21 protein-coding genes and 4 pseudogenes are annotated in these 25,318 nt (G+C 71.6%); 9 read left to right on the top strand and 16 right to left on the bottom strand.

The genetic code is table 11. The annotated features are described in order from the left end of the window. Positions 1-83: 83 nt before the first annotated feature. A complete protein-coding gene (locus FHG89_RS03920) occupies positions 84-1,463 on the top strand; it encodes an MBL fold metallo-hydrolase (protein ID WP_139582885.1) in 1,380 nt (459 codons plus the stop codon). Positions 1,464-1,707: 244 nt separating this feature from the next. Here FHG89_RS03920 and FHG89_RS03925 read toward each other — a convergent pair whose 3' ends face one another. Genes FHG89_RS03925 through sqr form a run of 3 tightly spaced genes read right to left on the bottom strand, consistent with a single transcriptional unit; the run spans position 1,708 to position 3,787 of the window. Beyond that, the gene (locus FHG89_RS03925) at positions 1,708-2,223 is read right to left on the bottom strand and encodes a DsrE/DsrF/DrsH-like family protein (protein WP_139582850.1); all 516 of its coding nucleotides are present in this window, start codon (positions 2,221-2,223) and stop codon (positions 1,708-1,710) included. Between the two features lie 11 nt (positions 2,224-2,234). Further along, positions 2,235-2,549 carry a TusE/DsrC/DsvC family sulfur relay protein gene (locus FHG89_RS03930; protein ID WP_139582852.1) on the bottom strand — a complete coding sequence of 105 codons (315 nt, stop codon included), beginning with the start codon at positions 2,547-2,549 and terminating at the stop codon, positions 2,235-2,237. 5 nt (positions 2,550-2,554) lie between these two features. Then, positions 2,555-3,787, bottom strand: coding sequence for a type III sulfide quinone reductase, selenoprotein subtype (gene sqr / locus FHG89_RS03935; protein ID WP_139582854.1), 1,233 nt, complete (start codon positions 3,785-3,787; stop codon positions 2,555-2,557). A 317-nt stretch (positions 3,788-4,104) separates the two neighbouring features. On the opposite strand from sqr, the pseudogene FHG89_RS03940 reads away from it, so the two are divergent. Both FHG89_RS03940 and FHG89_RS03945 read left to right on the top strand, forming a co-directional pair. Beyond that, positions 4,105-4,958 (top strand): annotated as a pseudogene (locus FHG89_RS03940) (phosphoketolase family protein); the annotation flags it as partial. 110 nt (positions 4,959-5,068) lie between these two features. Further along, the gene (locus tag FHG89_RS03945) at positions 5,069-5,548 is read left to right on the top strand and encodes a universal stress protein (RefSeq protein WP_139582856.1); all 480 of its coding nucleotides are present in this window, start codon (positions 5,069-5,071) and stop codon (positions 5,546-5,548) included. A gap of 220 nt (positions 5,549-5,768) precedes the next feature. On the opposite strand, the gene FHG89_RS03950 is transcribed toward FHG89_RS03945, so the two are convergent. The 3 genes from FHG89_RS03950 to FHG89_RS03960 form a co-directional block, all read right to left on the bottom strand. After that, positions 5,769-5,909: a CBS domain-containing protein gene (locus FHG89_RS03950; RefSeq protein ID WP_139582857.1), complete on the bottom strand. Its 141-nt coding sequence runs from the start codon at positions 5,907-5,909 to the stop codon at positions 5,769-5,771. A 78-nt stretch (positions 5,910-5,987) separates the two neighbouring features. Beyond that, positions 5,988-6,203, bottom strand: coding sequence for a CBS domain-containing protein (locus FHG89_RS03955; protein ID WP_139582858.1), 216 nt, complete (start codon positions 6,201-6,203; stop codon positions 5,988-5,990). A gap of 99 nt (positions 6,204-6,302) precedes the next feature. Continuing rightward, a complete protein-coding gene (locus tag FHG89_RS03960; RefSeq protein WP_139582860.1) occupies positions 6,303-7,007 on the bottom strand; it encodes a CBS domain-containing protein in 705 nt (234 codons plus the stop codon). Positions 7,008-7,188: 181 nt separating this feature from the next. Here FHG89_RS03960 and FHG89_RS03965 point away from each other — a divergent pair, with 181 nt between their 5' ends. Then, on the top strand, positions 7,189-9,942 hold the full coding sequence (locus FHG89_RS03965; RefSeq protein WP_244295143.1) for a bifunctional acetate--CoA ligase family protein/GNAT family N-acetyltransferase: 2,754 nt from the start codon (positions 7,189-7,191) through the stop codon (positions 9,940-9,942). A gap of 44 nt (positions 9,943-9,986) precedes the next feature. Then, positions 9,987-10,877 carry a universal stress protein gene (locus FHG89_RS03970; protein ID WP_139582863.1) on the top strand — a complete coding sequence of 297 codons (891 nt, stop codon included), beginning with the start codon at positions 9,987-9,989 and terminating at the stop codon, positions 10,875-10,877. Positions 10,878-11,337: 460 nt separating this feature from the next. Here the strand turns inward: FHG89_RS03970 and FHG89_RS03975 are convergent, their stop codons facing one another. The 6 genes from FHG89_RS03975 to FHG89_RS04000 form a co-directional block, all read right to left on the bottom strand. Beyond that, on the bottom strand, positions 11,338-11,559 hold the full coding sequence (locus tag FHG89_RS03975) for a hypothetical protein (RefSeq protein WP_139582864.1): 222 nt from the start codon (positions 11,557-11,559) through the stop codon (positions 11,338-11,340). Then, positions 11,529-12,425 (bottom strand): universal stress protein, encoded by an 897-nt coding sequence (locus FHG89_RS03980; RefSeq protein WP_139582866.1) that lies wholly within the window; start codon positions 12,423-12,425, stop codon positions 11,529-11,531. The genes FHG89_RS03975 and FHG89_RS03980 overlap by 31 nt, the downstream gene beginning before the upstream one ends. Next, on the bottom strand, positions 12,422-14,956 hold the full coding sequence (locus FHG89_RS03985; protein WP_139582867.1) for a cation-translocating P-type ATPase: 2,535 nt from the start codon (positions 14,954-14,956) through the stop codon (positions 12,422-12,424). The genes FHG89_RS03980 and FHG89_RS03985 overlap by 4 nt, the downstream gene beginning before the upstream one ends. A gap of 343 nt (positions 14,957-15,299) precedes the next feature. Beyond that, positions 15,300-15,851 carry a hypothetical protein gene (locus tag FHG89_RS03990; RefSeq protein WP_425280150.1) on the bottom strand — a complete coding sequence of 184 codons (552 nt, stop codon included), beginning with the start codon at positions 15,849-15,851 and terminating at the stop codon, positions 15,300-15,302. Between the two features lie 319 nt (positions 15,852-16,170). Continuing rightward, complete coding sequence (locus FHG89_RS03995) at positions 16,171-17,211, bottom strand: zinc-dependent alcohol dehydrogenase family protein (protein ID WP_139582868.1); 1,041 nt, start codon at positions 17,209-17,211, stop codon at positions 16,171-16,173. Positions 17,212-17,677: 466 nt separating this feature from the next. Next, positions 17,678-18,097, bottom strand: a complete 420-nt coding sequence (locus FHG89_RS04000; protein WP_139582870.1) for an Hsp20/alpha crystallin family protein — start codon at positions 18,095-18,097, stop codon at positions 17,678-17,680. Between the two features lie 177 nt (positions 18,098-18,274). On the opposite strand from FHG89_RS04000, the pseudogene FHG89_RS33525 reads away from it, so the two are divergent. Continuing rightward, positions 18,275-18,616, top strand: a pseudogene (locus tag FHG89_RS33525) (sensor histidine kinase); the annotation flags it as partial. Here FHG89_RS33525 and FHG89_RS33530 read toward each other — a convergent pair. Further along, positions 18,584-18,890, bottom strand: a pseudogene (locus FHG89_RS33530) (response regulator); the annotation flags it as partial. The pseudogenes FHG89_RS33525 and FHG89_RS33530 sit on opposite strands and share 33 nt — an antisense overlap. 226 nt (positions 18,891-19,116) lie before the next feature. On the opposite strand from FHG89_RS33530, the gene FHG89_RS04010 reads away from it, so the two are divergent. Together FHG89_RS04010 and FHG89_RS04015 are read left to right on the top strand one after the other, a co-directional pair. Further along, a complete protein-coding gene (locus FHG89_RS04010) occupies positions 19,117-20,148 on the top strand; it encodes an Acg family FMN-binding oxidoreductase (protein ID WP_139582874.1) in 1,032 nt (343 codons plus the stop codon). After that, complete coding sequence (locus FHG89_RS04015) at positions 20,057-20,983, top strand: universal stress protein (protein WP_139582886.1); 927 nt, start codon at positions 20,057-20,059, stop codon at positions 20,981-20,983. Before FHG89_RS04010 ends, FHG89_RS04015 begins: the two co-directional genes overlap by 92 nt. Positions 20,984-21,039: 56 nt before the next feature. Here FHG89_RS04015 and FHG89_RS04020 read toward each other — a convergent pair whose 3' ends face one another. Both FHG89_RS04020 and FHG89_RS04025 read right to left on the bottom strand, forming a co-directional pair. After that, on the bottom strand, positions 21,040-23,625 hold the full coding sequence (locus FHG89_RS04020) for a cation-translocating P-type ATPase (RefSeq protein ID WP_139582875.1): 2,586 nt from the start codon (positions 23,623-23,625) through the stop codon (positions 21,040-21,042). Positions 23,626-23,635: 10 nt separating this feature from the next. Beyond that, on the bottom strand, positions 23,636-23,821 hold the full coding sequence (locus FHG89_RS04025) for a hypothetical protein (protein WP_139582877.1): 186 nt from the start codon (positions 23,819-23,821) through the stop codon (positions 23,636-23,638). Between the two features lie 759 nt (positions 23,822-24,580). Between FHG89_RS04025 and FHG89_RS04030 the strand changes: the two genes are divergently transcribed. After that, entirely contained in the window at positions 24,581-24,964 is a 384-nt protein-coding gene (locus tag FHG89_RS04030; RefSeq protein ID WP_139582879.1) for an AMIN-like domain-containing (lipo)protein, read from the top strand. 222 nt (positions 24,965-25,186) lie between these two features. Here the strand turns inward: FHG89_RS04030 and FHG89_RS04035 are convergent. Beyond that, positions 25,187-25,318, bottom strand: a pseudogene (locus tag FHG89_RS04035) (IS481 family transposase); the annotation flags it as partial.

Raw genomic sequence — 25,318 nt, forward strand, 5'->3', positions numbered from 1 at the left:
ACCTTCGGCCCGGGCGCATACCCCCCGGGGTATGCGCTATCGTGATTACATCGCTGGCCATCACTGTGAAGGAGTTCGGCACCATGTTGTTCACCCAGTACTACCTGGACTGCCTGTCCCAGGCGTCGTACCTGATCGCCGACGAGAGCACCGGCCGGGCCGTGCTGGTCGACCCGCGCCGCGACATCGACGAGTACCTGACCGACGCGCAGGCCCACGGCCTGACCATCGAGGGCGTCATCAACACGCACTTCCACGCCGACTTCCTCGCCGGGCACCTCGAGGTGGCCGCGGCGACCGGCGCGTGGATCGGCTACGGGCAGCGGGCCGAGACCGAGTACCCGAGCCGCAAGCTCACCGACGGGGAGCGGATCAGCCTCGGTGACGTCATCCTGGAGATCATGGAGACCCCGGGCCACACGCCCGAGTCGATCAGCGTGCTGGTCTACGAGCACGCCGACGACCCGGTGCCGCACGGGGTGATGACCGGCGACGCGCTGTTCATCGGCGACGTGGGCCGCCCCGACCTGCTCGCCTCCTTTGGCGTCACCGCGGACGAGCTGGGCGCGATGCTCTACGACAGCGTGCAACGCAAGCTGATGGGGCTCCCCGACGAGGTCCGGGTCTTCCCCGCCCACGGGGCCGGCTCGGCCTGCGGCAAGAACCTCTCCACCGAGCGGCAGTCCACCATCGGCGAGCAGCGCCGCACCAACTACGCCTGTGCCCCGATGAGCCAGGAGCAGTTCCTCGCCCTGGTCACCGGCGGCCAGCCCGCGGCGCCGGGCTACTTCGCCTTCGACGCCGTGCTCAACCGCAAGGCGCGCCAACTGTTCGACTCCACCGCCGCGGCTCGTCCGCTCACCAACGGCGAGTTCGCCCAGGCCCGCGCCGAGGGCGCGGTCGTGCTCGACGTCCGCGACCCGCAGGAGTTCACCGCCGGACACCTGACCGGGGCGATCAACATCCCGGCCGACGGCCGGTTCGCCGAGACCGCCGGCAGCGTGGTCGCGCCGGACCGCAAGGTGCTCGTCGTCGCCCCGCAGGACCGGGAGGAGGAGATCGTCGTACGCCTCGCCCGGATCGGCTTCGACCACGTCGTCGGATACCTCCGCGAGCCCGAAGGCGCCTTCCTCGAGATGGCCGCGGACATGGGCCGCGCGAGCCGGCTGACCGCCACCGAACTGCACGACGCGCTGGCGACGGCCGAGCCGCCGGTGGTGCTCGACGTCCGCAACGCCGGTGAGCGCGAGCAGGGTGCCGTCCAGGGCTCCCTGCACATCCCGCTGGCCGAGCTGACGCGGCGCCTCGACGAGGTGCCGGCGGACCGGCCGGTCGTCGTGCACTGCGCGGGCGGATACCGCTCCTCCGTCGCGGCGAGCCTGCTCCGCAACGCCGGTCGGGCGGACGTGTCCGACCTGCTCGGCGGCTACGGCGCCTGGCAGACCATACACGCCGCCGTCTGACCAGGACGAGAGGACAGGTGGCAATGTTGAGGTACATTCGCCACCTGTCCCCCCCGGCCCTTGTCGACGGCAGCAGCTGCGTGGTCGTCCAGCACGGCTGCCCGAAGCGGCAGGCTCTGCGCAGTGGCGAATGCCGTCCAACACACGGACAGCGGCGACCCGCGCCGGCCGGTCGGTAGCCATGTCGAAGCGTGCGTGAACCGACCCGGCCGGCTGTATGTGGCTCCTGTTCCGGTTAGTCGGGTCAGATGAACAGCAGTTGGGCTCCTTCGGTCTTCTCGATGAAGTCGGCGGCGCTGATGATGCCCTCGACCTCCTCGTAGAGGTCGGCTTCGGTCAGATGCATCATGTCGGCGGACATGCGGCAGGCCCACAGGTGTCCGCCGGAGGCGACAATCTGCTCGAGGAACTCGGGCACCTCGGGCACGCCGACGTCGGCGATCTGCCTTTTCATCATGTGGGTGGCCATCGCGGTCATGCCGGGGATGCCGCCCAGGCCCTGGGGCAGGTGGGTGGCGGTGTTGCCCAGCGGGGTGAACTTCAGGTCGTGCATCCGCGACTTGGTGATCACGTCGAAGCCCCAGAAGGTGAAGAACAGGTGCGTCTCCACGCCTTCGCCGAGCGCGGCGTTGGCGAGGACCAGTCCGGGGTACGCCATGTCGAGGTTGCCCTTGGAGCAGATGATGGCAAGCTTGCGCCCGGTCGCGGTGTCGTCGTCAAAGTTCGGCACGATCGCCGGCGCGGTGTTCACTCTGTTCATTGTTCGTCTCCTCACACGCAGCCGTGGGGCTTGGGCAGGCCGGCGATGTAGGCCATCTTCTTGGCCGGCTTCTTGGGGAACAGGGTGAACAGTTCCTTGGTCGGGATACCGCCCACGACCGTCACGCGACGCAACGTCGCCGTTTCGCCCTTGGTGCGGTAGTCGTCCCGCAGGAACCGGATGGCCTTCCAGTGCGCGTCGGTCAGGTCGATACCGATCTGCGCGGCCAGTTGCTTGGCCAGGTCCTCGTCCCACTCGTCGTAAACGGTGAGAAAGCCTTCCTCGTCGACGTGGACGTCACGGCCGGCGATGGTGGTGACAGGCATGGTGGTCACTCCTCGGGGTGTTTGCCGGCCATGGACATGTGCGCCGGCAGCGGGATGGGTCGCCCGGGAAGCAGCAGGTTCCAGTACATCCAGCGGAACGCGAGCTTGCCCCAGTGGTTTACCTCGGACTCTTTGAGCAGGCTGAACGGACCGACCCCGGGCAGCGGGTAGCGGCCGGGCAGCGGTTCAGTGTCGTAGTTGAAGTCGATCAGGAGCGCCTTGCCGTCGCCGGACTCGACGAAGCAGTTGGCGTGTCCGTCAAAGCTCCCGGTCATCGGCTCGTCGCGAACGTGCCGCAGAAAGTTCTCGGTGAACACCTCCACCGAAAAGTGCGCGACCGACCCGGCCTTCGACGCCGGAATGTCGCTGGCGTCGCCGAGGGCGAAGATATTCGGGTACGCCTTGGCCAGCAGCGTGTGCTTGTCCACCGGCACCAGGTTGAGCTCGTTGCCCAGCCCGGAGCGGGCCACGTACTCGGCGCCCATGTTCAACGGAACGGTGACCAGCAGGTCGAACGGGATCTCCCGCTCGTCGTAGGAGACCAGGGTCTTGTCGTCGACCCGTTCGACCAGGAAGTCCGTCTCCACCGCGATCTTGCGCTCGTCCAGCATGGACCCGAGCCGTTTCGACGCGATCGGCTTGGTGAACGCGCCCGGCAGCGGCGTGACATACGTCAACTCCACCCGGTCACGCATACCGCGCTGCCGGAAGTACGCGTCGGCGAGGAACGTGAACTCCAGCGGCGCGACCGGGCACTTGATCGGCATGTCCACGATGTGCACCACCAGCCGGCCGTTGTCGAAGCCCTCCATCGCTTTGGCTAGGGCCACCGCGCCGTCGAAGGTGTAGAAGTCGAAGATGCTCTTGCGCCACTGACCGCCGTCGAGCAAGCCGGGCGTCTGGTCCGGCTGCGGCCCCACACCTGTGGCGATGACCAGGTAGTCGTACGGCAGCCGGCGCCCGTCGGCCAGCAGGACCTCGTTGCCGCCCGGCGCGACTCGGTCGACCTCCCCGCGCACGAGATCCACCCCGTCCGGGATGAACCGCTGCCGCGGCTTGACGATCTCTTCGGCCGAGTAGACACCGAACGGGACGAACAGGTAACCAGGCTGGTAGAAGTGCCGGTCACTCTGGTCGACCACAGTGATCTGCCACTCCTCCTTGTCCAGGCGGCGGCGCAGCTTGTTGACCACCATCGTGCCCGCCGTACCGGCGCCCAGTACCAGTAGCCGTCTCATCTCGACCCCCTCCTATACCCCCGACGGTATGGGGTTTGCGAAGATCGCCGTAGAGACTGAAGTCCCGACCGTGCGGGCCGACCGGGACCGGTCGAACACCCCGAGCGGCGACGGCCTCAGGCGAGGGACAGGAAGTGCCCCCTGCTGGCGCCCCATTACGCCTTCGAGCAGGCCGCCGACCGCGGCGGCCCGTGCACGTCATCCGGGCTTGGGACCCGCGGACTGCTCCTCGGGTCGGCCAGCCTGCGACTGCTGCACCACAGCCACAGTCTGGTCGCGGTCATCCGCGAGATCCCGCCAGCGACGGCGGAGCAGGGCCGATCGCCTCGCTCAACTACCTGTTGTCCAGCCACGTGTGGCGCCAGGACCACAACGGCTTCTCCCACCAGGACCCGGGCTTCATCGACCACGTGATGAACAAGAAGGCGGAAGTGGTCCGGGTCTACCTCCCGCCGGACGCGAACACCCTGCTGTCCACCATGGCCCACTGCCTGCGCAGTCGGCACTACATCAACGTGGTGGTGGCCGGCAAGCAGCCCGCTCCGAGCTGGCTGTCCATGGACGAGGCAATTCTGCACTGCCGCCGCGGGCTGGGGATCTGGGAGTGGGCCAGCACGGACGCCGGCGCCGAGCCCGACGTCGTCCTCGCGTGCGCGGGCGACGTGCCGACGCTGGAGACGCTGGCCGCGGCCGCCCTGCTGCGTCAGCACCTGCCCGACCTGAAGGTGCGGGTGGTCAACGTCGTCGACCTGATGCGGCTGCAGCCGAACAGCGAGCACCCCCACGGCCTGCCCGACGCGCAGTTCGACACGATCTTCACCCGAGACAAGCCGATCATCTTCGCGTACCACGGCTACCCGTGGCTGATCCACCGGCTGACCTACCGGCGCACCAACCACGGCAAACTGCACGTGCGCGGCTACAAGGAGGAGGGCACCACCACCACCACCACCCCGTTCGACATGGTGATGCTCAACGACCTCGACCGGTTCCATCTGGTGATCGACGTCATCGACCGGGTGCCCGGTCTGGGCCCGAAGGCTGCGCACCTGCGCCAGGCCATGGTGGACGCCCGGCAGGAGTGCCGCGACTACACCCGCCGCTACGGGGAAGACCGCCGCAGGTCACCGAGTGGCGCTGGCTGCGGGCGGAGGCCGAAACAGCGCCCTGACCACACCGATTGACAGGTCGAAGGGCCCGGCCACGCCGGGCCCTTCGCGTCTACTCCAACGCCGACGACGGGTGTGCGATGAGGTCAAGGACATGGAGGGAGTGAGGCAGATGACCAGCAATTATCTGATCGTCGTCGGCGTGGACGGCTCCGATGGCGGGCGGCGTGCCCTCGACTGGGCGGCCGGTGAAGCGGCGACTCGCGGTGGCGCGGTGCAGGCGGTAATCGCCTGGCGGTGGGACGGGATCGAGTCCGGCCCGATGACTGCCGGCAATCCGACCGACGAGGAGGATCGGGCCCGCGCGATCCTCGATCGCGAGATCCAGGCACTCACGGCCCGTGGAGGCTCGTCGCCGCCTGTCGCTGCCGAGGTAGTGGAGGGCAGAGCCGCCGACGTGCTGACGCGTGCCGCGCGCACCGCGGACCTGCTCGTGCTCGGCAGCCACGGTCACAGCCGGGTCCGGCACACCGTCCTCGGTTCGGTGAGCGAGGAATGCGTACGCAAGGCGAGCTGCCCGGTCGTCGTCATCCCCGTACCCGTACCCGTGCCGGTGCCGCGTGCTACGACGGAGCCAGCGCTGCCGGTCTAACCGCAACCATCGCTCGAGAGAGGCAGCCCGATCGTCGGCTGCCCCTCCCTCCACGGCCGCTGGCTGTTCGACGGGCCAGCGGACCGGACGCCTCAAGCCGGCGATGGTGGCGGCCGGATCTTCCAGGAGGATCCAGTTCAACGCGACGCGACGACGCCGCCGTCAAGGCCCCCAGGCCCGCCTCGGCGTTCAGGCTCGCCGAGGGGTATGGACGTGCGCCTTACCGGGCAAGCAGGGCGATTAGATCGCTTCCGGTGACGATGCCCACCGGATTACCGTCCGCGTCGACAATCGCGACGGCTTCGACGCCGCCCGCCCGCATCAACCGTGCGGCGTCAATCACCCGCGCTTCGGTGCTCACCGTGGCGCTTCGGTGCTCACCGTGGCGGGGTCCGGATCCAGCGCAGCCGCGACGGAAAGCCGAGACAGCGCCCTGTGGTCATGCGCCCACGCCGCGGCCACCGCCCGGTCGGCGAGCACGCCCAGGCACCGCCCGGTCCGAGTCGACCGCCACAAGGTGACGGCGTCCGGTGCGGACCATCGCCTCCAGCGCGTCGCCGAGCAGAATGTCGACGTCTACGGAGAAGACCGGGCTGCTCATCACCTCGGTGACCGGCCGGGTCGCCAACCGTCCCGGCCCACCCGCCCGGCTCACGTCCTGCAATGTAGATCGCTTTCATGATCGCCTCTCATGTCGCCCAAGGCACACAGAGAGGGGCGCGTCGCCGGATGCTCCTCTCCGTGCCCGCTGCCTTCAGGCGATGCCGGTGAAGGTGGTCCGTTCGGACCACCGGTCGGCGAGCTGGCTGTCGTCGAAGTCGTAGCCGAGCTCGTTGACCACTTCGACGACGCCGCTGACCTGTGCGGCGAGGCGGCCGGCGATGTCCGCCGAGGACTTGCGGTCCATCTGCCCGGTCAGCCGGACCACGCCGTCGCGCACGGTCACCTGGACGGCGCCCTCCTCGACCGCGAGGACTCGGCGCAGCACTTCCTGCACCACGTCGTGGCGGATGTCGGCGTCGGGGCGTAGGTGCACCTTCAGCAGGTCGCTGCGGGTGACGATGCCGACGAGCCGGCCCAGGTCGTCGATCACCGGCAGGCGCTTGACCTGTTCGCTGTTCATCGTCTCGGCTGCGGCGACCAACGGTGTGTGCGGAAGGGTGGTCACCGCCGGTGCGGTCATCAGGTCGGCGGCGACTGCGGCGTCGGCCTTGACCCGCGCCTTCTGCCGTCGGCTGCCCTCGAATACGCGCCGCTCGTGCGGCTGCCCGATGAGCTCCACCTTGTGCAGCAGGTCAGCTTCAGACACGACGCCGAGCACGTGCTGGAAGTCGTCGACCACGGGCACCGCGCTGACGTGCCGTTGCGTGAGCACGTCAATGATCTTCCGGTACGGGGTGTCGTCCCGCACCGTCGCGACGTCCGTGCTCATCACGTCGCACACCTGCCATGTCCTCATCACGACCTCCCTCTCGGTCCTGACCTCACCGTACGAATCCGACAGCGAGGCTGGTCAGAGCCGGATGACCGCTGTCGCAGGGACCTGTTGCAGGCCGGTTAGGGGTCGGACGGCCCTGACCCGTATGGGGCCGGCTGCGGTTGGCTGAAGTGGACGGAACCGGATGTTCAGGAGGCCGACCGTGACCGCGACCGCCGCGTCAACCCCTGCCACGTCAACCACCGTTACCACAGACGCCGCTGCTGCGGCCCGTGAGCTGGCGGGTGTCGACGCGTTGACCGCCGATGGCGGCATCGTCCGCATCCGCCCGGTACAGCCCGCTGACCGGCCGGAACTGACCGCGCTGTACGGCCGGGCCGGTATCGACAGTCTGCGGATGCGGTTCTTCGTGGCTCCCGGGCCGGCGATGATCGCCTCCGAGATCGATCGGCTGTGCCGGCGGGCGTTACCGCGTCACGAGGCGTTCGTCGCCGAGCAGGCCGGCACGGTCGTTGGCGTCGCGTCCTACGAGCGCGGCAGCGCCGCTGAGCGGCGGGCAGAGTTCGCGGTGTTCGTCGACGAGAAGCAGCGCGGACGGGGCGTCGGCACCCTGCTGCTGGAGCACCTGGCCGCGGCCGCCCGCGCTCAGGGCGTTGACGAGCTGGTCGGCGAGGTCCTGCCGGGCAACAGCCGGATGCTGAAGGTCGCCCGGGATCTGACCTCCGGCCTGCAGTCGCGACTTGATCACGGCGTTGTCGACGTGGCGCTGACCACCGGCGCCGACGAGGCTGCGCAGCTGGCCGTGGACGAGCGCGAGCGCATCGCCGAGCGGGCCTCGCTGCGCCCACTGCTGGCGCCGACATCCATCGCCGTCGTCGGTGCCGGCCGGCGACCGGGCGGTATCGGCCACGAAACTCTTCAGGCGTTGCGGGAGTACGGCTTCACCGGCGACCTGTACGCGGTGAACCCCCACGCCACCGCGATCGCGGGCGTGCCCGCGTACCCGTCGTTCGCACACCTACCCGCACCGGTCGACCTGGCGGTTATCGCGGTGCCGGCCGAGGCCGTTGCCGGCGTTGTCGCCGAGGCGGGCGCCGCCGGCGTGCGAGCGGCTGTCGTGCTCGGATCCGGCTTCGGGGAGGCGGGTGCGCAAGGGCGGGCCCGCCAGGCCGAGATGGTGCGGCTGGCCCGCGCGCACGGCATCCGGCTGGTCGGACCCAACTGTCTGGGCATCGTCAACACCGATCCCGCGGTCCGGTTGAACGCCAGTTTCACGCCGGCCGCGCCGTTTCGGGGTGGGTTGGCGGTGGCGTCGCAGTCGGGTGCGGTGGGCATCGCGCTGCTCGACCTTACCGCGCGCGCAGGTTGCGGTGTGTCGACTTTCGTGTCGCTCGGCAACAAGGCAGACGTCAGCGGTAATGACCTCCTCGCGTACTGGTTCGATGACCCGGCCACCACGGCCGTCGCCCTGTATCTGGAGTCGTTCGGTAACCCGCGCAAGTTCGCCCGTACGGTGCGGGCCCTCGCCCGCCGCAAGCCGGTGCTGGCGGTCAAGAGCGGCCGGTCGACGGCCGGAGCGCGGGCCGGGGCCTCGCACACCGCTGCGGCCGCTGCTCCGGATGTAGCGGTCGAGGCGCTCTTCGCCCAGGCCGGGGTGGTGCGGGTCGACCACCTCGGAGACCTGATGGACGCCGCCCGGATGCTCACCGGCCAGCCGCTGCCCGCCGGTGAGCGGCTGGCCGTGGTCGGCAACGCCGGCGGGGTCAACGTGCTCGCCGCCGACGCCGCGGAAGCCGCCGGCCTACGCGTGCCGTCGTTGAGCCCGGGGCTTCGCGAGCGGCTGGCAGGCGTCGCCCCTGACGCGGCCGGCCATGACAGCCCCCTCGACCTGGGCGCCGCGGCCACACCCGCAGCATTCGCCAAGACGGTGGAAGCGCTGGCGGTCAGCGGGGAGGTCGACTCCCTGCTCGTGGTGGTCGCCGCCACCCGCACCAACGACGTGCCGGCGACCCTGGCGGCGATCACCCCGGTGGTCGACGCCCATCCCGGCCTGACCGTCGCCGCCGTCGTCATCGGCCTGCCGGCGGCGCAGCCGACCTTCGGCGAGCGGCGCACGCCGATCTTCGACCTGCCCGAACGGGCGGTGCGGGCGCTCGGGCACGCCACCCGGTACGCCGCTTGGCGGCGGGAGCCGCTCGGCGCCCGACCCGCCCTGCCCGACGTCGACACCGCTGCCGTCCGCACCGCCGTCGCGCAGGGGCTGGTCGCGGGTGCCGGCTGGCAGCCGTACGAGCGCGCGGCCGCCATCCTCGCCGGCTACGGGATCCCGCTGGTCACCTCCGTCACCGCCGGCAGCAAGGACGACGCGGTCCTCGCGGCGCAGCGCATCGGCTACCCGGTCGTGCTCAAGTCGGCCGACCCGGACCTGGTGCACAAGAGCGACACGGGCGCTGTCCAGCTCAACCTGGTCGACGCCGCGGCGGTGCGCGCCGCCTATCGAGCGGTCACCGCCGCAGGTGGGACGGAGTGCGGGGCGCTGGTCCAGCCGATGGTCCGCGGACAGGTGGAACTCGTGGCCGGCGTCGTGCACGACCCGCTGTTCGGCTCCCTGGTGATGGCCGGCCTCGGCGGCGTGCACACCGACCTGCTCGGCGACCGGACGTTCCGGCTGGTGCCGATGACCGACCGCGACGCGGAACGGATGTGGCGCTCGCTGCGCGCCGCGCCCCTGCTGACCGGATACCGGGGCGCACCGCCGGTCGACACCGCCGCCATCGAGAACCTGCTCCTGCGACTCGGGCGACTCGCCGAAGAGGTACCCGAGGTCGCCGAACTGGACCTCAACCCGGTGCTGGTCGGACCCGACGGCGCCCTCGCCGTCGACGCCAAGCTGCGCCTCGCACCCGTCGGCGCCGAACCCGACCCCGTCCTGCGGCAACTCCGCCAACCCGAGTAACCCCGCGCGGCCTTCATCCCGCGCCCACCCTGAAGGAGGCTCTCATGTCCAGCAGACCCATCATCGTCGGCTACGACGGCTCCGCCAGCGCCGCAGCCGCCGTGGAATGGGCCGTCGCCGAAGCCACCCGCACCGGCACGCCCCTCCTGCTCACCTACGCCTTCGACTGGCCGATCGTCCCCGCGGTGCTCTCCCCCGGACCGGCGGCCTGGCCCGACACCACCGCCCGGCACGACGCCGAAACGATGATCGACGACGCGGTCGCCGAAGCGGCCAGGTCCTACCCCGGCCTGACCGTCACCGGCATGCTGCTCGACGGGTCGCCCGCCGTCGTGCTGCAGGAGCAGTCCCGGCACGCCTCCCTCGTCGTGCTCGGCAACCGGGGACACGGCGGCTTCGCCGACCTGCTCGTCGGCTCCACCAGCGTCGCGGTCTCCACCCACGCCCACTGCCCGGTCGTCGTCGTCCGCGGCGATGAGCAATGGCCCGGCGCACACGTGCTCGCGGGCGTGGACGGATCCCCGTGCTCCCTGCTGGCGCTCCAGTACGCCCTCGAGCAGGCCGCCGACCGCGGCGTGCCCCTGCACGTCATCGGGGCCTGGACCCCGCCGACACCGCGGTGGAGCCCGCCGAACCTCGATCAGCGAGACATCACCGCAGCGGAGAAGGCCACGCTCGACGAACTGCTCGCCAGCTGGCGGGAGAAATATCCGGACGTCGAGGTGACCACAGAGGTCGTCGCTGACAACCCGAGCCGCGTCCTCGCCAAGGCCAGCCGACACGCCCAACTGGTCGTCGTCGGATCCCGCGGGCGGGGCGGATTCCGCGGACTGCTCCTCGGGTCGGTCAGCCAGCAACTGCTGCACCACAGCCACTGCCCGGTCGCGGTCATCCGCGAGATCCCGCCAGCGACGGCGGAGCAGACGGACGCCTGACCCGGCCCGCGAGACAGGTCCCGATCGGCCCGCCCGGTCGGGACCTCCGGCTTTGCAGCCGGTTTCACAACTGGGTGAAGCTTGAGGCGCGCAGGCGAGGGAGGACGCGATGGCATACGACCGGATCGTCATCGCGGTCGACAGATCGGCACCGGGCGCACCATGCGCTGGCGTAGGCGGCACGGCCTGCGACCGCGGTCGGTCGCCGCCGGGGTCGCCACCCGGCTGACGCGACACCGACGCGGTGGTGAACTCGTGCCGATCGTGGTCGTATCCAGACGCGGCGGCGTGTCGGTGCACCGGAACCGCCGCGCTACGCCCGTTGGCGCCGACGCCGCCCTCGCTGCGGTCGTCTGAGCGACGGACTGGGCACGAGAAGCGCTACCGGCTGGCCGCATGCCTTAACGCTCACCGCCGTCATCGACCCTGGTCGATCGCTGATTCAAATCCGCGCCACCAGTCACAGACCGGCCAGGACGACCACCACCAGCAGTGCGATCGCCGCGACCGCCATCGCGATGTCCTGCCGCATGACGACCTCCTCCAGAATCGGACCCTTCCCTCGATGCGCCAGCTCGTACGTCAACGGCAGCGGGACGGCGTTGACGACGCAGTACAGGTGCTGACCGACAAGCCGCGGCGTTTGCGGGTTCAGTGGGCGCGGACGATGGCCACCGGGCATGGCGCGTGGTGCAGCACGGCTTGGCTGACCGAGCCGAGCAGCAGCCCGGTGAAACCGCCTCGGCCCCGGGCACCCACGACGGTCAGCGCCGCGCCGGCTGACTCGCGGACGAGGACTGCGGCGGGGTGTCCCTGGACCACCCTGGGTTGCACCGGCACGTCGGGGTACTTCTCGCTCCAGCCGGCGAGCGTCTCGGCGAGCAGCCGGGTCTCTTCGCTGCGCAGTTCGTCGACGTCGTACACAAGGGGCAGCATGTCGCCGGGCTGGGTGGGCTGCGGCCACTGGAAGGCGTGCACGGCCACCACGCCGAGCCCTCGCCGGGAGGCCTGCTCGAATGCGAACCCGACCGCGAGGCGTGACAACTCCGACCCGTCGACTCCCACCACCACCTGGCCCGCGAACGCACCGGAGCCTCGGTCGGCGGCGCCGTCTCGGACGACGACAACCGGGCAGGCCGCGTGTGCGGCGACCTGCACGCCCACCGAGCCGACGAGCAGCCCGGTGAACCCGCCGATGCCACGGTTGCCGACCACTACAAGGGCGGCGTCGCGGGATGCCTCGATCAGCGCCGGGGCGGGTGCGCGGACGGGCATGTCGGTGGAAATGTCCAGGGCCGCGGCTCCTTCGCGGGCGCGGTCGGCGGCGGTGGACAGGATCTGTTCGGCCGCGTGCTGCAAGCCGCCGGTGGCCGGGCCGGAGGGCGACGGGCCCAGCGGCACCCGCAGCAGTGGCCAGAGGAAGGCGTGCACGATCCGCAGTGGGCGGCGGCGCAGGCGGGCTTCCTCGGTGGCCCAGTGCAGGGCTCGCAGGGATTCCGGTGAGCCGTCGACGCCGACGACGATGGGGGCGGCTGGCTTGATGGTCATCGGGTTCTCCTCCGTCTGGTGAGCAGGGTGACGGTGGCGGGGATCGTAGCGGCGGCGGCGCAGGCGGCGACGTCCGTGAGCGACAGGGCCTCGGTGCCGAGCAGCGTGCGCAGCGGCGGGAGCCACAGCGCGGTCAACTGCAGGGCGAGTGACAGGGCGACGGCGGCGTCGAGCGCCCAGTTGCGGTCGCGGCCGCGTACCCGCAGCGCGAGTGCCACGCCGAGCTGGGCGAGGCCGAGAACGGTGAACAGGACGCTCTGCCACGGCCGGTCTGCGGCGGCCGCCACCAGCGCGGCAACCAGCGACACCGTGGCGATGAGGCCGCCGGTGCCGGCGATGCGCCACGCCAGCCCGCCGATGATGGCCTGGTCGGGGCGGCGCGGCGGGCGGTTCATCACGTCGGGGTCGGCCGGCTCGGCGCCCAGGGCCACGCCGGGCAGCCCGTGGGTGATCATGTTGATCCACAGGATTTGTGCCGGCAGCAGCGGCACTGTCAGGCCCACGAACGGGCCGATCAGCATCACCAGTACCTCGGCGAGGCCGCCGGAGAGGGCGTAGACGAGGAAGCGGCGGATGTTGGCGTAGATCCGCCGGCCCTCGGCGACGGCGACGGCGACGGTGGCGAGGTTGTCGTCGGCCAGGACGAGGTCGGCGGCCTGCCGGGCCGCTTCCGTGCCGCCGCGGCCCATCGCCACACCGATGTCAGCACGGCGCAGCGCGGGCGCGTCGTTGACCCCGTCGCCGGTCATCGCGACGACCGCGCCGTCGGCCTGCAGCCCCTGCACGATGGTGAGTTTCTGCTCGGGTCGGGTGCGGGCATACACGGTCGCACCGACCAGGCCCGCGTCCACGTCGTCGCCGACGGCCACCGTATCGCCTGGCTTGAGCATGCCGAGGCGCGCCGCGATTGCCGCCGCGGTCGACGGGTGATCCCCGGTGATGAGAATCAGCCGGATGCCCGCGCCGGCAAAGGCCTCGACAGCGTTGGCCGCCTCCGCCCGCACCGGGTCCATCAGCGCGACGAGGCCGAGTAGCCGCAGCCGGGTTTCGAGGGCCTCCGGCTCGGGGCGGTCGTCAGTGTGACGTTGCGCGACGGCGAGCACCCGGTAGCCTTCGGCGGCCAACTGCGCGGCCGCTGTCGCGGCGCGCTCGCGCGTGGCTGGATCGTCGACGAGCGGACCGCCGGTGGCCAGCAGCACCTCGGGAGCGCCCTTGCAGACCACCAGGTAACCGCCGTCGGGGTCCTGGTGGAGCGTGGTCATCCGGCGTCGGGTGGCGTCGAACGGCGCCTCGGCCACGCGCGGATACCGCGACCGAACGGCGACGTCGACGCCGCAGCGGGCCGCCGCGGTCACCAGGGCCGCTTCCATCGGGTCGCCGACCGGCGCCCAGCGCGGGCGATCCTCGGTCGGTGGGGCCAGGTGGGCGTCGTTGCACAGCAGGATCGCCCGGGCCAGGTCGGCTGCCGCCGGAAACGGCGGCCGCGGCGAGGTCCGGCTCTCGGGGTCGTACCCGTGGCCGGACACGGTGATTTCGGTGCCGTCCGCGCAGACGAAACGGTCAACGCTCATGACGCCCTCGGTGAGCGTGCCGGTCTTGTCGGCGGCGATCACGGTGACCGAGCCGAGGGTCTCCACGGCGGGCAGCCGCCGCACGATCGCCGAGCGGCGCGCCATCCGCCGGGCGCCCAGGGCCAGGGCGACGGTCACCACAGCGGGCAGCGACTCGGGCACCGCGGCCACGGTGAGGCTGACCGCGGCCAACACCATGTCCGCCAGCGGCAAGCCGCGGGCCAACCCGACGGCAAGCACGAGCAGCGACAGCCCGGCCGCCGCCAGGGCGAACGCCCGGCCCAACCCGGCCAGCCGCCGCTGCAACGGAGTGGCCCGGTGCGGCTGCGCGGCGACGAGGGCGGCTATGCGCCCCAACGCGCTGGCCGCGCCGGTGCGGGTCACCACGCCCACTGCCCGGCCGGTCGAGGCCACGGTACCGGCGTACAGCGCGGTGGTCTCGGCGTCGCCGCCACCCGCCTCCTTGGCTACCGGCACCGATTCGCCCGTCAACGCCGCCTCGTCCACGGTCAGCCGGACCGCCTCGATCAACGTCAGGTCGGCCGGCACCACATCACCGGCCTCCAGACGCACCACATCGTCGGGGACCAGGTCCGCGGCGGCGACCATCGACTCGGCGCCGTCGCGGACCACTCGGGCGTACGGGGCGGCCAGGCGCCGCAGCGCGGCCACCGCCCGGTCGGCCCGTACCTCCTGCACCACGCCGACGGTGGTGTTGAGCACGATGACCAGGCCGATCACGATCAGGTCGGTGATGTCGCGCAGCAACGCGGTGACCACCATCGCGGCGAGCAGCACCACGACGAGCGGGTCGCGTAGCTGCGCGAGCACCCGGGAGGCCAGGCTGCGGGGTTTGGGCTCGGGTAGCTGGTTGGGTCCGTGCAGGCGCCGCCGCTCGGCCACCTCGGCCACGGTGAGGCCACTCGGCGGCGCGATGGAGTCGCGGATCGTCGCGGTCATGCTGCCGATGATTGCCGGACGCGGACGCGCATCCCAGGGCCAAAGGTCATCGGCCCGTAGGGCCGTGGCCTACGGCACAACCGCTACGGTTGCGGCGCGCGCACCGCCGAGGTTTCCACCACTGCTCGGCCGGCATCCGCGGGGTGTGCGGCGGGCCGGCGTGCGCCGGGTCGGCGATTCCCAACCGCAGCACCTGGTACGGGTAGCCGGCAGCGTGCCGGGCCGCCCGAAGTCCCCGGCCGGGCACGGTGGTCTGCGGCGCCTGCTCGGGCAGCACCTCCGGGGGAAGTCCGGTGCCCGCCGGCCCGGGCCGGCTGGTACAGTACCGCAGCTCCTCACGGACCTACGGGTCATCGGCCGCCACCGCCTCCGCCTTCGAGGCTGCGGCCGCCAGCTCCATCACCTGGTCGGCGCTGAGGATCTGCAGCCGTGCCCCCTCGGCGTCAGGCGCCTGCACATCGCCTTCACCGAATCGTCCGGTACCGGTTCGTCGCTGACCGGCCGCCGCGGTGTGCCGCACCTGCATGCACTGCACCAGCCGCACCGCCTCGAACGGTGCCGGAACCCGGCCGGTGGCGACAATCCCGGCCAGCAGATCCGGGTACGCCGGATCGGGCAGCCGGTCCACCCGCATCCCCCAGCCCTCACTGGCGAGCACCACCCGGGCGTGATGCAGCGCTGTGCCGCAACTGAGCGTCATCAGCCGGCCATCGGGGTCAGTGGCGGGAAGCTGACGGTCACGGACGGCGAAGAGTTCGAGCCGGTCCGGCAGGACCCACCAACGCCACAGTTGAGTGTTGTGCACCGACGGTGCATGCCCGGCCGTCGCGGCGGCCTGCGCGAGCGCGGTGGTCACCGATCGGTCGGTCTGCGGCATCTCGCGTGTCATCGTCACGACCTCTCCGTGCCCTGCCATCCTGCCCCGCCGGGCGGGCATCCGGATGCCTTTACCGGCTCCAGTTCGCGCTCGACGCCGTTGCGCGGCACAGCGGTCAGGGGCGGTTGACGCGCTGTTTCGCGTGTCCGCCGCGGATTTGCCGAGTTCTCACGTCGGGTGCCTCCGCGCCTGGCGATGGGAGTGCCCCGCACGTCGATGGCCAGACGGCGATCGAGGGCTGTTCAGGGCGGGTTACTCGGACTGGCCGCCCAGCGCATCCACCGTGAATGTGGTCTCCTGCCGCCCGGCGCGGGGCGGCAGGAGACCAGCTGCGCGGTCACTCCCGCGACAGCGCGACCTTCAGCGCGCCGGTGTCGGCTGGCCGGGAGAAGACGTCGTACGCCTGCATGATGTCCTCGAGCGGGAACCGGTGGGTGATGAGTTGGCCGGTGTCCAGCTGCCCCGCGGACACCATCTTCAGCAGGGTCGGGGTGGAGTAGGTGTCCACCAGCCCGGTCGTGATGGTCACGTTGCGGATCCACAGGTCTTCCAGGTGCAGGGTGGCGGGCTTGCCGTGCACGCCGATGTTCGCGACCCGGCCGCCTGGGCGAACCAGGGTGGTGCACAGCTCGAAGGACGCGGGTGTGCCGACCGCCTCCATCACCACGTCGGCGCCGAGCCCGTCGGTGATCGCGCGCACCACCTCGAGCGGGTCGTCGTCGGCTTTGACAATCACGTCGGCGCCGAGGTGCTTGGCCGCCTGCAACCGGCTGTCGGCCTTGTCGATTGCCACGATGTGCGCCGGCGAGAACAGCCGCGCGGTCAGGATGCCGGCCAGTCCGATCGGGCCGCTACCGACCACGACGACGGTATCGCCCGGACGAACCTGGCCATTGAGCACGCCGACCTCGTAGGAGGTCGGCAGGATGTCGGCCAGCAGCACTGCGGCCTCGTCGGTTGTGCCTTCCGGCAGCGGGTAGGTCGAGAGGTCAGCGAACGGCAGTCGGGCGTATTGGGCCTGCACACCGTCGACGAGGTGACCGAGGATCCACCCTCCGCCGCCGCGGCACTGTCCGTAGCTGCCCTCCCGGCAGTACCGGCAGCGGCCGCAGGCCGAGATGCAGGACGCCAGGACCCGGTCACCCGGCCGGACCGTGGTGACCCCCGGGCCGACGTCGACGACCGTGCCGACCGCCTCGTGGCCAAGGATTCGGCCCGGCTGCACCGCCGGTACGTCGCCGCCCAGGATGTGCAGATCGGTGCCGCAGATGGTGACGGTGTCCACCCGAATGATGGCGTCGGTGGGATCGATGATGCGGGGGTCGGGAACGTCGGTCCAGGACCGCTGCCCCGGGCCGCCGAAGACGAGTGCTCTCATGACAGGACCTCCTTGTCCATGTGCGCGGGTTCGATGGCGCCGGGAGCTCGTACAGCTGCGTGAGGCGGCGTACGCCCGTGGCGTCGAGCTCGACGGCGAAGGTCTGCTCGACTGGCACTGCACCGAAGTCCCCTCGGTACGGCGGGAACAGCCACGACCAGCCCAGGACAGTGCCCGCCTCGATGGTTTCAATGACGATGTCACCTAGACCGGGTACGGCGATGTCCAACTCGACGCGCCCGGACCGCAGCAGCCAGAAGCGGTCGGCCGGTCGCCGCCCGTGAAACAGCCGCTGGCCAGCGTGCCGGACGACCGGGTGGGCCCGACCCGAGAGCCGTTGCAGCCACGGGTCGGGCAGCCCTTGCAGGAGCGGATGGGCGGACAGCAGATTGACGGTTCGCAACATGGCGGCACCTGCGGTGTGGGTGGGAGCCGGGGCCGGCTCACGGCCGGCCCCGGCACTCGATCAGCTCTTCTTCCCGTTCTCGACCTTGATCGGGATCTCCTTCGCGCCCGGCTTGATGTCGCCGACCTTCGCGGTGATCTCGAGGATCCCGTCCGCGTACCGGGCGGCGATGGTCTTCTCCATGACGCCCGCCGGCAGTGGGATGGTCCGGGAGAACGATCCGTAGTGGAACTCGGAGCGGGTCTTGTCGGGGCGGGTGGTCTCCTTGCGCACCACGTCGAGCCGCAACTCGCTGTCGGCGAAGGTGATCCGCACGTCCTTGACCGGATCGATCCCGGGCAGCTCGGCGCGGACGACGTACTGGTCGCCCTCCATGTAGTCCTCGACCCGGATGCTCGGCGCGAGCAGCGGGAACAGGGACAGGTTGGCCCAGTCGAACGGCACCAACGTGCCATCCCTGAAGCGTGCGATTGTCGACATCACGACCTCCTTGTCGTCTCGTCGTCACTTCCATCCGACCTCGCCGCCGGTGAGCCGGTCAGGGCCGACCGGCCTGTCTCGGCAGGCCCTCCGGCACGCTCGCGATGCGTCGCCGGCAGCGACCAGCTCGGTAAGCTCGACGAGCAGGCTCGTGTAGCCCTACTCGTTGTCGTACCAATCTTCGAGCTGCGTACGCCGATGAGCGCGGCCCTGCGCACCGAGATCCGGGACGCGGTCGACGCGGCCGCCGGGTCGCTGGGCTTCCGGCCGGCGCTGGAGATGTCCGACCCCATCGACAGCGCAGTGCCGGATGCGGTGCGCCCGGACCTGCTCGCTGTGCTGCAGGAGGCGCTGTCCAACGCCGTCCGGCACGCGCAGGCGAACCGGGTGACAGTGAGCGTGCACGTCAACGCCGGCCAGCTCACGCTGACGGTCGCCGATGACGGCATCGGCACCGACCCCGCCGCCGCCCGGGGAGGGCTGGTCAACATGCGCGAGCGCGCCGACCGACACGGCGGCGAACAGGGCCTCGTCGTCCTCATACGACGTCAGGATCAGCCCCTTGATCGACGAGTCCACGGCGCGCACGTCCCGGCACACGTCGATGCCGTTGCCGTCGGGCAGCCGGGCGTCGAGAATCGCCACGTCAGGGCGAAACGCGGGGATACGCCGGGCGGGCCTCCTGAGCCAACCCCGACTCGCCGACCACCTCGATATCACCGGAGCTTTGCAGTAGGTCGGCCAGACCACGACGGACGACCTCGTGGTCGTCAAGCAGGAATACCCGGATCACCGGTCATTCCTACCCCACGACCACGCTGCGCCGACCAGGGCCCAAAGTCCCGTCCAACGCCGGCCCAACGGCCCCTCCCAGTAGGGGCTTCTGCGCCAAAGCCGGCGACAGTCGCGGCCAGGCCGCAGGCTGCGGCCAGCTAGGCCCGGCCGGACGGGACGTCCGGCCCTGTCCGCACCCAGGGAACCCGAGACAGCCTAGGCCTGAGACCAGCAAGGAGGATCCGATGACCAGTACGCCCGCGAGTCCCCCGCCGGCCGAGATCGTCACGGCGCTAGCCGACGCGGCCCGGCAGGCCCTGCGCGCACCGTCGGTGTTCAACTCCCAGCCGTGGCGTTGGCGGGTCGGCCCGGACACCCTCGACCTGTTAGCGGACCGGGAACGGCAGCTGACCGTCACCGATCCCGACGGCCGCCTGCTGATCATTAGCTGCGGAGCGGCGCTGCACCACGCGCGCGTCGCGCTGGGCGCCGCCGGTCTCCGGGTCGAGGTCGCACGGCTTCCCGAGCCGGGCGGCCCTGACCTGCTGGCCCGCATCCGGGTCGTGGGTCGTCAGGACCCGGATGCGGAGGACTTGCGGCTGTCTGAGGCCATTGTCCGGCGGCGCACCGACCGGCGCGCCTTCGGTGACACCCCGGTGTCGGCCGCCGCGCTCACCCGGCTGCGCACTGCGGCCGAGGCGAACGGCGCCAATCTGCACGTGGTGCGGATGGATCAGATGCCGATGCTCGCGGTGGCGACCGCGCAGGCCGCGGCGACCGAACTCGCGGATCCGGCGTACCGCGCTGAGCTGATCCGGTGGACCAACCGGCCGGCGTGCAGCGGCGACGGCGTTCCCGCGTCTACCGCCGTGCGGCAGGCTCCGCGCCGGGTGCCGGTACGCGACTACGCGCTCGGCGCCGAGCCCGGCCTGGAGGTTGGTGATGGCAACGATCGCGGCGCGACGTACGCCATCCTGTTCGGCGCCGATGACGAGCCGGCGGCGTGGTTGCGCGCTGGGGAGGCGCTGTCGGCGCTGCTGCTCACCGCCGTGGTCGAAGGACTGTCCGCCGCCCCGCTGAGCGACGCGATCGAGCAGGCCTGGCCGCGGCGGTTGATGCGGGACCTGCTTGCCGGCCTCGGCGAGCCGTATCTGATCGTGCGGCTCGGTGTGGGCGCCGACCCTGATGGCCTGCCACCGGCGCCCCGCCGTGACCCGGCCGAGGTCATCGAGTTTTCCGGGAGCGGGTGGGGGCGGTGTGGCCAACCATCGTCGTAGGGGTCGGTGGCGACGGAGGCTGGCACGTCCTGGCCTGGGCGACGGACGAGGCGGTCTCGTCCGGCGGGCGGCTCGTGCTGTGCCACGCCTGCCGGCCCGACTCGGTGTTGGCCAGCCGCGGCCCGGTAATCCCGACCGGCCTGCTGGAACTGGCCGATCCGGCCCTCGCCCTGCCGTCGCCAGTACCCGCGCTCGCCTGGGCGGCGACCGTATCGCCCTGCGTGTCCTGCCGGGTCGCCCCGGGCACCTGTTCGTGGAGGCCGCCTCGGATGCCGACCTGCTGATCGTGGGTCCACCCGCTGCGTCGGCGCCCCGTGGGCTCGGCAGCACCGCGCATTACGTGGCGGCGCACGCGCCGTGCCCCGTCGTCGTCGTACGCCCGCTGGCCGGTGGCCGGGAGGCGGCGTTCGCCGGGCATGTGGTGGTGGGCGTGGACGACTCGGCGGCCGGCCGGGCGGCCTTGGAGTTCGGATTCGGGTACGCCGACACGCACGTGCGCCCGCTCGCCGCCGTGCACGTCACCGCGGACCGGTGCCAGGACGTCCCGGTTCGACGAGCGGACCGTCTCGCGCGGGCCGGGCTGGTCACCGGCGGCGTGGTCATCGCCGCCGAGGACAATGTGGACCGGTGGCTTGCGGACGCCGGGCACGACGAGCTGGTTGACCCGTACGGCGATTCCGGCGTCCTGCTGCGACGTGTCGGCGGCCCCGCCGGGGCGGTCTCTGCGCCGGCCGAGCAGACGTTTTGGCTGGCGTCCGCGGCGGGCACCGGCACAGTGGTCCTGGATCGGGCGCTGACCGACGGGCGCTTCGCGGTGGTGCTGGCGACGGGGTGATCGCGGCCCTTGCCGCGCTCGCGCTGATCTACGCTGGCGCGTCCCGACGGGGCGCGCTATGGCCGGGCGTCAGCCCGCCGTGCCCGCTTTGCGGCCGCGTCGGACAGCAGCACGGTTGGCACCGCCGTGGCAGCCAGCAGCCAGCCCAACGCGGTCGGTAGGTCGCCATCGAGGAGCCCGGGCAGCGGTGGAACGGTCAGGAAGACCCCGAGTAGCACCAGCTCGACCGCCACCGCGCCGAGCAGCAGCGGGTTTCGCCGCGGATCGATCCGCCATGCTGGCCGCACCGCGCTGCGGCACGCGAACGCGTTGGCGAGCTGTCCGAGCACGATGGCGGTGAAGGCGGCGCCGGACGCCGCCGCCAGCAGGCCTGCGTCCGGCGAGGCGGCCCACCGCCAGCCACCGGCCAGCAGGACCGCGGTGAACGCCCCGAGCGAGGCGAGCACCTCTGCGGGCCCGAGGATGCCGAAGACCCGGCGCAGCACGGCGCCGTCGATCAGCTGGCCCGTGCGGGCCCGGCCCGCGAGCGTGCGCGCGTTGGGCGGCTCCGCGCCGAGCGCGAGGGCCGGCAGGATGTCGGTGCCGATGTCCAGGGCGAGGATCTGCAACACTCCGATGGCCAGTGGGAACGCCCCTCCGGTGAGTGCCCAAGCGAGGAACGGCGCCAGCTCCGCGACGTTGTCGGTGAGGTGATAGGTCAGAAATCGTCGGATGTTGGTGAACGTAGCCCGGCCCAGTTCGACAGCCGTGACGATGGTGGCGAAGTGGTCGTCGAGCAGCACCAGATCCGCAGCCTCGCGGGCGACGTCACTGCCGCTGGCGCCCATCGCTATGCCGATGTCGGCCTGGCGCAGGGCCGGTGCGTCGTTCACCCCGTCGCCGGTCATCGCCACCACGTGCCCGCGGGCCTGCAGCGCGCGGGTAATGCGCAGCTTGTCCTCCGGCCTCGCCCGGGCGACCACCACCCCGTCGTGCTCGAGCAGGTCGGCCAGCGCCGCGTCGTCGGCGGGCAGATCGCGCCCCTCGACCACGATTCGGTCGGGTCCCAGGAGCCCCACCTGCTCGGCTATCGCTCCGGCGGTGCCGGCGTGGTCACCGGTCACGATGGCGAGGCGGATGCCGGCGGTCCGGCAGACCGTGACGGCCTGCCCCACGTCCGGCCGGGGCGGGTCGGCGAGCCCGACCAGGCCGAGCAGTTCCAGCTCCCGTTCGTCGCGTTCGGGGCCCGCACCCAGGCCAGGCCCGCGGCGGGTCGCGACGGCGAGTACCCGGAGGCCCCGCCCGGCCATGCGGCGGGCCACTGCGGCCGCATCGGGGGGCGGTGCCGGGCAGCGGGACAGTACCGCCTCGGGTGCGCCCTTCACGTACAGCGTGTCGGCCACCACCGTCGCGTAGCGCAACCGCCGGGAGTCGAACGGATAGATCGCGGTGGCGGGTTCCCACCGCTCGCGGGCGGACACGTCGACGCCCGCTCGCAGGGCGAGCACGTGCAGGGCCACCTCCATCGGATCGCCGTGCGGCTGCCACTGTCCGTCCCGGCGGCTGAGCCGACCGCTGGAGGCCCGGACCGCCGCGTACGCCAGGTCGGCGACCGCGTCCCGGTTGGCCGCAGGTGTGTCGATCTGCCCCGTAGGCTGGTATCCGACACCGCGCACGGTCGCCGCACCGAGCGCGGTCCATACCTCGACCGCGGACATCTCGTTGCGGGTCAGCGTGCCGGTCTTGTCGGTGCAGATGAACGTCACCGAGCCGAGGGTCTCGACCGAGTCCAACCGCCGTACGAGCGCGTTGCGGCCGGCCATCCGCCGGGCCCCCCAGGCGAGCGACAGGGTTACCGTGGGCAGCAGCCCTTCCGGCACCAGCGCGACGGTGACGCCGATGGCCAACAGGAACGCGACGATGGGCTCGGCCCCGAGCAGCATCGCGGTGCCGAGGAAGACGGCGCCGACGGCGACCGCGACGGCCGCGACAACCTTCACCACCCGATTGAGGCGGACGGCGAGCGGGCTGGGCGGGCGTGTCGCGCCCCGGGTCAGCTCGGCGATACCGGCCAGCCTGGTTTGCTGCCCGGTGGCGACGACGATGGCGCTCGCCGCGCCTTCGACCAGATACGTGCCGGCGAACAGCCGCTCGTCGACGGTCACCCGGCGGGGCACGCTCTCGCCGGTCAGCATCGACTCGTCGACCGCGATGGCGTGCGCCTCGACAACGGCCAGGTCGGCACTGATCCGGTCTCCCGCCTCCAACAGCACCAGGTCGTCGGGCACCAGGTCGGCCGCCGCAACGGTGAGCCGGTGCCCGTCACGGCGCACCGTCGCGGCGGCCGGCATCAGGTCGCGCAACCGGTCGGCGGCCCGGTCGGCGCGGTATTCCTGCACGAAGGCGAACACGCCGTTGACCAGCACCACCACAGCGATGGCTACGCCCAGCTCGGGCATGCCGGCGATCACGGCAAGGACCGCCGCCGCCCAAAGCAGGAGGGCGAAGAAGTGGGTGAGCTGGCGGGCCAGCAGTCGCCAGATTGCTGGCGGCCGGGAACTCGGCAGGACGTTCGGCCCCACCCGCCGCAGCCGGCCCGCCGCCTCCTCAGCGGCCAGGCCGGCAGCTCGGACCGGCCCGGGTGCCGTCGCACTGGTCGCCATGCTCTCGACGTTACGGACACCGGATCTGGCGGGACACGGGCAGCCGCCCCGCACGGTGGGGCCGAACGACCCGCCGGATCAGGCAGCGCGGCACGCCCTCGACCCGGTGCAGGCGCAGGCCGACACCACTCGCCAAGAGCAGCACCGCGCCGCCGACGAGCAGGATCCCGGCGGCGCCGCCCGCGCTGTCGGTCACAACGCCTCGGCACGATCGGTCAGCCAGCGAGCGCGGTGCCCTTGGCCAGCGAGCCGGTTCGGAAATGGGCCGAAACCACGTGGTAGAGGGAGCGCCAGTCCTCGACACCGTCAGCCGGTGGAACTGCCCGGCCGTGATCTGCACAGTCATGCCGGCGAACCTCACATCGGCGGCGCGACGGCCGCGGCGACGTCCTTGAGCGTCACTCTGGCCAACCCTGCCGCCCCTCGATTTTAGACCGATCTACTGCTGGATCGATCTACGAGCCCTTGCATCACGAGCAGGACGTACAGACCTCGCAGGGTGACGACCCGGCGCGCCGTCTCCGGGGCGAAAGGCCCGGGACGGAGCACCAGTGGCCCCTGGCCGGTCCGCTTTGAAAGGCCGACGATCGAAGTGTGCCCGAGCCGTCGGGCGGGACGGGTTACCGGCAATCGCGGCCGACACCGCAGCCCGAGACGAGAGGCGGAGGCGAGGGTGATGAAGCGGTGGACCATGCCCGCGGCGGTGGCGCTGCTCTGCATTGCGGGCACGGGCGGGCTGGGCGCGTGCGGCAATGGGGACGACGGGGACGTCGGCGCACCCCCGACCGGCAGCCCCAGCGCTTCCGCGACAGCATCGCCGAGCCCGACCAGTCCGGCCGCGTGGCCGAGCCCAACCAGCCCGGCCGTATCGCCGCCCGGCCGGCCGGGCGGCGGTACGGCGGCGGGTTGGACGACCCGCCCGGTGACCGTCAGGCGGTCCGTGCCGGTGCCGCCGGTGCCGACGCTGCTGCGCATCAGGTCGGCGACCCACGCCGGCTACGACCGGATCACGTTCGACTTCGTCGGGGCCCTGCCCGGCTACGAGGTGCGCTATGTCGACAAGGTCGTCGAAGACGGGTCCGGCCGCACGGTGACAATGCCGGGCCGCCGGTACGTACAGATCAGGTTCGAGCCGGCTCAGGCGCATAGCGACAGCGGCGACACCGCGGTGACGCCGCGGCGGATGCCGCTCGGCTACCCGATGCTGCGCGGCTACGTCATCAACGGTGATTTCGAGGCGGTCTTGAGCGTCGCGCTCGGCCTCGACGACGTGGTCGCGTTCCGGGTCGGCGAGATTCCGGGCACTCCCGGCCGTATCTACGTCGACGTCGCTGCGTGATTGCCCAGCGCGTGTTTCCCTGATTGACAGTCGCTCGCGCTGCGCCGTCTGATCGAGCAGGAGCTCGCAGCGGCGCGGGCAGACGCTGCACACGCAGCGGTGGCCACCTGCCTTCCCGTCTGCTCCGGGGCTCGGCCGCGCGCGGAATTGGCCAGCCCCTCGTGTCGCGCGTCATGCTGGGCCGGCTTCCCACACCAGGTTGTCACCGAAAGACCCCAGGGCCTAGGTGTTCTGTCCAGAGAGGTTGGGGACGCGGCTGGCGGGTGGGCCGCCGAGTGCGGTGTGGTGGCGGTGGTGATTGTAGGTGTGGAGCCAGGCGGGTAGGGCCGCTCGTCGGGCGGTCTCGGATCGGTA

Source organism: Micromonospora orduensis (assembly GCF_006228125.1).
GTDB lineage: Bacteria > Actinomycetota > Actinomycetes > Mycobacteriales > Micromonosporaceae > Micromonospora > Micromonospora orduensis.

Bases quoted from the DNA above. Each gene is read 5' to 3' on its own strand.
- FHG89_RS03920 (WP_139582885.1), top strand. From the start codon at position 84: ATGTTGTTCACCCAGTACTACCTGGACTGCCTGTCCCAGGCGTCGTAC.
- FHG89_RS03925 (WP_139582850.1), bottom strand. From the start codon at position 2,223: ATGAACAGAGTGAACACCGCGCCGGCGATCGTGCCGAACTTTGACGAC.
- FHG89_RS03930 (WP_139582852.1), bottom strand. From the start codon at position 2,549: ATGCCTGTCACCACCATCGCCGGCCGTGACGTCCACGTCGACGAGGAA.
- sqr (WP_139582854.1), bottom strand. From the start codon at position 3,787: ATGAGACGGCTACTGGTACTGGGCGCCGGTACGGCGGGCACGATGGTG.
- FHG89_RS03945 (WP_139582856.1), top strand. From the start codon at position 5,069: ATGACCAGCAATTATCTGATCGTCGTCGGCGTGGACGGCTCCGATGGC.
- FHG89_RS03960 (WP_139582860.1), bottom strand. From the start codon at position 7,007: ATGAGGACATGGCAGGTGTGCGACGTGATGAGCACGGACGTCGCGACG.
- FHG89_RS03970 (WP_139582863.1), top strand. From the start codon at position 9,987: ATGTCCAGCAGACCCATCATCGTCGGCTACGACGGCTCCGCCAGCGCC.
- FHG89_RS03975 (WP_139582864.1), bottom strand. From the start codon at position 11,559: ATGCCCGGTGGCCATCGTCCGCGCCCACTGAACCCGCAAACGCCGCGG.
- FHG89_RS03980 (WP_139582866.1), bottom strand. From the start codon at position 12,425: ATGACCATCAAGCCAGCCGCCCCCATCGTCGTCGGCGTCGACGGCTCA.
- FHG89_RS03985 (WP_139582867.1), bottom strand. From the start codon at position 14,956: ATGACCGCGACGATCCGCGACTCCATCGCGCCGCCGAGTGGCCTCACC.
- FHG89_RS03995 (WP_139582868.1), bottom strand. From the start codon at position 17,211: ATGAGAGCACTCGTCTTCGGCGGCCCGGGGCAGCGGTCCTGGACCGAC.
- FHG89_RS04000 (WP_139582870.1), bottom strand. From the start codon at position 18,097: ATGTCGACAATCGCACGCTTCAGGGATGGCACGTTGGTGCCGTTCGAC.
- FHG89_RS04010 (WP_139582874.1), top strand. From the start codon at position 19,117: ATGACCAGTACGCCCGCGAGTCCCCCGCCGGCCGAGATCGTCACGGCG.
- FHG89_RS04015 (WP_139582886.1), top strand. From the start codon at position 20,057: ATGGCCTGCCACCGGCGCCCCGCCGTGACCCGGCCGAGGTCATCGAGT.
- FHG89_RS04020 (WP_139582875.1), bottom strand. From the start codon at position 23,625: ATGGCGACCAGTGCGACGGCACCCGGGCCGGTCCGAGCTGCCGGCCTG.